This window comes from uncultured Kluyvera sp., assembly GCF_902485085.1.
In the GTDB taxonomy this organism is placed as follows: domain Bacteria; phylum Pseudomonadota; class Gammaproteobacteria; order Enterobacterales; family Enterobacteriaceae; genus Kluyvera; species Kluyvera ascorbata.
Map to the genome: position 1 here is coordinate 1 of NZ_CABTJS010000063.1, position 1,084 is coordinate 1,084.

At 41.3% G+C, this 1,084-nt stretch carries 1 protein-coding gene and 1 pseudogene; both read right to left on the reverse strand.

The features are described from left to right. Positions 1 to 184, reverse strand: a 184-nt coding sequence (locus RDN66_RS07375; protein ID WP_308537743.1) for a type I restriction-modification system subunit M N-terminal domain-containing protein, incomplete at its 3' end; no start/stop codon positions are given. Positions 185 to 373: 189 nt separating this feature from the next. Next, a pseudogene (locus RDN66_RS07380) lies at positions 374 to 1,084 on the reverse strand (hypothetical protein); the annotation flags it as partial.

Below are 1,084 nucleotides of genomic sequence, written 5' to 3' on the forward strand. Positions count from 1 at the left end.
CTGCATAATGTATGCTCTCATCCCCTGCTTCCATGTAGCTGGAAAAATTCTCACTGATGAAGCGATAGAAAAGTGCACCGAGTACATACTGTTTAAAATCCCATCCGTCTACGGAGCCTCTGACATCATTGGCAATGGCCCAGATTTGACGGTGTAGCTCGGCACGCTGCTGAAGGCTTGTCATTTTGTATCCTGTTGTATGATTCTTAACTACTTTTATTGGCCCAATTTTATCGCAATTTCATATTGATGACAGGCTTTGTTGACCACTACAGTTTGCCCGATTGTGTAAGCAGCGCTCTTTCAGTCAGGCCAGTAGAAACGTTGTGCTGACGATAAATACTGAAGCCCCAATACTATCGGGGCTGAACGTTCAGTCGGTGAGAATTTCTTCATCCGTATCCATTGTGGATGGTGATGAATCTATTTTTGTTGTAAGAAATACCCGATTCAGCAGTCTTTGCTTCAGGGCGTTTCTTCGCTCATTGTAGAACTCCGGGAAGCGACTGAACTCAATATTGTCATCTGAAACTAACAGCATTGATGGCGTATAGTTGTTTGATGAATGAGATAGCCATTGTTTCAGGGATGTATCCTGTTTACTTATATTCTGAGAATGATTCAGTAAATGAAGATTAGGTATGGTGTCCCAGTGTTCCGGGTTTTCATAAAAGCTGAGGTTCTCTGGTGAGTTCGCAACATAATCTAATCTTTCAAGATATTTCTTTGAGAAGTGATTTCTTGGGTGAAGGTGATCAATATGAAACACCTCGGTTGGATTCATTTCAGGGAACAGAAGATGCAATAGTGCGCGGCAACGACCTTCGCCATATCTGATATTGAGAAGGCTTTCGATGTATTCGTCGTCAAATCTGAGGTCTTTATTCGAGCCTTTATATCTGTCAATAATCTTCTCAAGAGGAAAGTGAATATCTGAAAGACTATTTTTCATTACATCTCTGATACTCGTGAGTAGCGCATCTGCCTGGCTTCCAAAGATCCCTTTCAGAAGTACCATGTAAAACCACTGGCTAATTACTGAGCGTTCATTGTGGTTTTTATTCAGGAGATTAATCGTTGTATA